Source organism: Kitasatospora sp. NPDC058170, assembly GCF_042883905.1.
Classification (GTDB): Bacteria; Actinomycetota; Actinomycetes; order Streptomycetales; family Streptomycetaceae; genus Kitasatospora.
The window spans coordinates 1-4,163 of sequence record NZ_JBHVUV010000081.1 but is presented as its reverse complement, the minus strand read 5'-3'; the positions used below and the strand labels follow the sequence as shown (position 1 = coordinate 4,163).

Annotated in this window: 4 protein-coding genes and 1 pseudogene; 3 read left to right on the top strand and 2 right to left on the bottom strand. The window is 72.9% G+C overall.

The features are described 5' to 3' along the window. Nucleotides 1–96 (bottom strand): annotated as a pseudogene (locus ACFVVX_RS37885) (electron transfer flavoprotein subunit beta); the annotation flags it as partial. 414 nt (nucleotides 97–510) lie between these two features. After that, entirely contained in the window at nucleotides 511–924 is a 414-nt protein-coding gene (locus ACFVVX_RS37880; RefSeq protein WP_387952716.1) for a thioredoxin family protein, read from the bottom strand. 210 nt (nucleotides 925–1,134) lie between these two features. On the opposite strand from ACFVVX_RS37880, the gene ACFVVX_RS37875 reads away from it, so the two are divergent. From ACFVVX_RS37875 to ACFVVX_RS37865, 3 genes are all read left to right on the top strand, one after another. After that, nucleotides 1,135–1,560 (top strand): DUF4395 domain-containing protein, encoded by a 426-nt coding sequence (locus ACFVVX_RS37875; protein WP_387952714.1) that lies wholly within the window; start codon nucleotides 1,135–1,137, stop codon nucleotides 1,558–1,560. A gap of 214 nt (nucleotides 1,561–1,774) precedes the next feature. Further along, nucleotides 1,775–2,557, top strand: a complete 783-nt coding sequence (locus tag ACFVVX_RS37870; protein WP_387952712.1) for a lysophospholipid acyltransferase family protein — start codon at nucleotides 1,775–1,777, stop codon at nucleotides 2,555–2,557. Between the two features lie 141 nt (nucleotides 2,558–2,698). Continuing rightward, nucleotides 2,699–4,021 carry a hypothetical protein gene (locus tag ACFVVX_RS37865; RefSeq protein WP_387952710.1) on the top strand — a complete coding sequence of 441 codons (1,323 nt, stop codon included), beginning with the start codon at nucleotides 2,699–2,701 and terminating at the stop codon, nucleotides 4,019–4,021. Nucleotides 4,022–4,163: the final 142 nt, after the last annotated feature.

Here is a 4,163-nt window from a genome sequence, read left to right as displayed (position 1 = left end):
CACGCCCTCCCGGTCAGTGGTGAGATCGTCCGCGAAACGACGGTCACCCGTCGCGTCCGGCACGTGCTTCACACAGACAACGATCCTCAAGCTCACGGCCTTGTCTCCTGTACTGGTCTCGTCCGGCGGCTGCGGCTGTGCAAGCGGGCGCGAACTCGGCACGCACCCGCTCCGGGCAGCGTGTTCCCGTGCCAGTCCGGAACTTCCTGGCAGCATACTCGCCAGTATTCCAAGGGTCACTACTGGCCAGTAGCTTACGCTGCCGGGCCCGTCCGAACGTCCCGCACGGCACCCGCGACGGCCGGGGAGGACCCTGGTCGGACGGGGAGCGGCGGGACGGCTGCACTGCCGTCCCCGCCCATCCTGCCCCAGCCCGCAGCCGCTACCACCTGACTGCGCGGCACATCCCCTGTGAGATTTGCCGCCACCGCGGGCCGGCCGGGCGGCACCCGCGGCAAGGCGCCCACGACACGGCGCCCGCCACGAGGCACCCACCGCACGGCCAGGTGGTCAGACCGCCTCGCCGAGGGCCGCGATCACATCGGCCCGACGCGGCAGACCGGCCGCCCGGCGCACCACCCGGCCGCCCGCGTCCAGTACCAGCACGGTCGGCGTCCGCAGGATGTCCAGCCGACGGACCAGGTCCAGCTGCGCCTCGGCGTCCAGTTCGACGTGCACCACCCCGTCGACCATGCCCGCGACCTCACCCAGCACCCGGCGGGTGGCCCGGCAGGGCTGGCAGAAGGCGGTGGAGAACTGCACCAGCGTGGCCCGCTCGCCCAGCCCCGTACCGAGCTCGGCCTCCGACAGCCGTACCGCCCCGTCCTTCGTCCGCACCCGCAGCCTCCCGTCGCGCTTGGCCCGCAGCAGTCCGAACGCGCTCGCCACCGCGAGCACGACAACGCACACCACCAACCCGGTCATGCCCCCAGTCTGCGCCCGCCCCGACCGCCGCCGACAAGCAGGTCGACCACCGGGCCCGGGCCGCGTAGCATCGCCGGGTGGACTCCGACCGCCCCGCACAGCCGCTGCTGACCACCCGCCGGGTGGTCGACCTGTGCCGGGCCACGGCCTCGCGCTGTCGCTGACGCGCCCCGCCGCCCGCCCCGTCGCGTCCCCACCTCCGGAGCCCCCGTGCAGATCGACCCCCGCGGCCCGCGTTTCGCCGCCGTGCTCACCACCCTGGTCCTCGCCGCCGCCCTGATCAGCGGCAGCGGAATCCTGCTCGCCCTCCAGGGCGCGGTCTTCGGCCTCGGCGCCATCGCCGGCCTGCGCTACTCCCCGTACGGGCTGCTGTACCGCCGGCTGATCCGCCCCCGCCTCGCGCCGCCGACCGAGACCGAGGACGAGCGCCCGCCCCGCTTCGCCCAGGGCGTGGGCCTGGTCTTCGCCGCCGTCGGCACGCTCGGTCACCTCGCCGGGGTGACCTGGCTGGGCCTGCTCGCCACCGCCTTCGCCCTCGCCGCGGCCTTCCTCAACGCCGCCTTCGGCTACTGCCTCGGCTGCGAGATGTACCTGCTGCTCCGCCGCGCCCGGGGGCGGCTGGACGCCACCGTCTGAGCGACCCCTCCGACACCCACCGCGTTCATCACATGATCACCGGCTGATATTTCGCTTGACGGCCCGCCTCAGGTGACAGGGGGCACTCGTTCGGGGGATCATCTCCGTGTATCACCCGTGGCCGCCGCGGCGTGCCGCGCCTTCGGTCGGCCCCCTCGTACGGCACGGGTCCCGCCGTACCGGGCCCACCCGCCCGTGGAAGTCAGGACTGACCGTGGCAGATTTCGTGTACCCGCCGGTGATCGGTGCCGCGCTGACCGTCTTCCGCGCGCTCGACGTGCGGATCAAGATCGTCGGCGCCGAGCACATCCCCGCCAAGGGTGGAGCGGTACTGGTGAGCAATCACATCAGCTACCTCGACTTCCTCTTCGCCGGTCTCGGTGCCTACCGCGGCGGCAAGCGCATGACCCGGTTCATGGCCAAGGACGACGTCTTCAAGCACGGTGTCTCCGGCCCGCTGATGCGCGGCATGAAGCACATCCCGGTCGACCGCGCCGACGGCCAGCCCGCCTACGAGGCCGCCGTGGCCGCCCTGCGGGCCGGCGAGGTGGTCGGGGTGTTCCCCGAGGCGACCATCAGCCGCTCGTTCATGCTGAAGAAGTTCAAGACCGGCGCCGCCCGGATGGCCGCCGACTCCGGCGCTCCCCTGCTGCCCGTCATCCTCTGGGGCACCCAGCAGCTCTGGACCAAGGGCCGCCCCAAGACCCTCACCAAGCGCCACGTCCCGGTCACCATCATGATCGGCGAGCCGATCGAGCTGTCCCCCACGGACAAGCCCGTGATGGTCACCCGGCGGCTGCGGGCCGCGATGAGCGAGATGCTGGACCGCGCCCAGCGCGAGTACCCCGGCAAGCCCTCCGGTCCGGAGGACACCTGGTGGCTGCCCACCCACCTCGACGGCACCGCCCCGACCCTGGAGGTGGCCGAGGCCGAGGACGAGGCGGAGGCCGCCGCGAAGGCCACCGCGAAGGCCGAGCGCCGCTCCGCCGGCAAGTAGCGGCAGCCGCCGACACGCCGTACTCCGTGTGACCGAGCGACCGCGCGCCGTCGCGTGTCGCCCGGCCACCCGCGCTCCTGATCTGACACAGTGACAGCTTCCCCGGGGGCCTCCTGAGTCGGATACGGAGTTGACACGCGGATGACCGGCAAACGGCTGACGCTCACGACCGCTGCCCGTGCCTGTGCGGGCGCGCTGATCGCAGGATCGCTGCTGAGCGGGTGCGGCGCCGAACCCGGCGAGATCCCGCTCAGCGAGATCCGGGCGGACCCGCCCACGGCGACCCCCACCCCCGAGGCCGTGATCGCCCCGGTCTCCGCCCCGAGCGCCCCGGCCGGTGACGCCGCCGCGAGCACCGCCCGCAACGGCGCGATCGCCAGCCGGATCTTCCTCGACACCCGGCGCAACGCCAGCGCCATCCTCACGATCGCGCCCGACGGCACCGACGAGCACCAGCTCACCCAGCCGCCCCAGGGCGCGCGCGACGACAACCCCGACTGGTCCCCCGACGGCGCCACCATCGCCTTCGACCGGTCCACCCCTGGCACCGCCTCGGCACGGGTCTGGCTCGCCGGCGCCGACGGCGAGGGCGCCCACCAGGTCGGCTCCCTCTGCGAGGAGGGCGCCGTCGACTGCGTCAACGAGCAGGAGAGCCACCCCGCCTTCTCCCCCGACGGCAAGCTGCTCGCCTTCAACCGCTCCTGGGGCTCGCTCGACCCCGCGACCGAACAGGTGCAGTACTCCGACATCTACGTCATGAGCCCGGACGGCTCCAGCGCCCAGCGGCTCACCTTCCTCACCAACGACAAGCCGTACTCCGGCCAGGTCACCAGCCCCAGCTGGTCCCCCGACGGCAAGCAGCTGGCCTTCGAGTACCGCACCAGCTCCACCGGCCAGCCCGCCAACGGCCGGGCCATCTTCTCGGTCAACGCCGACGGCACCGGCCTGCGCCAGCTCACCCCCTGGGAGCTCCGCGCCGGCGACCGCGCCAGCTGGTCGCCGGACGGCACCCAGATCGTGTTCACCACCTTCCCGGCCGGGCCCGAGTTCGCCCCCGGCGGCGGCATCTACACCATGCATTCCGACGGGACCGCCATCGGTGCCCTCACCCCCGGCCCGTCCGGCGTCTTCTACGGCCTCGCCTCGTACGCCCCGGACGGCAGGTCCATCGTCTTCGCCCAGGCCCCCGCGAACGGGAACGCCGACCTCTACGTCATGCGGAGCGACGGCAGCAACGTCACCCCGCTGACCAACACCCCCGACCGCTGGGAGAGCCGCCCCGACTGGGGGATGGCAGTCCCGACCTCGCCCTCGGCGCCCGCCGTACCCACGTCGCCTGCGACTCCCCCCGCGTCCGAGACGCCCACCTCGTCCGAGACGCCGACGACGCCCGCAGCGTCCACGACACCCACGACACCCACAGCATCCGCGACGTCGGACCGGGCGACGTCGGACCAGGAGTAATAGCGCGCGGGAAAGGGCCCTGCAAAGGGCCGCTTCCATGGCCCCGGAACGCAAAGAACCCCCACCCGGAATCGGGTGGGGGTTCTTCGGAATGATTGTTCGGCGGCGTCCTACTCTCCCACAGGGTCCCCCCTGCAGTACC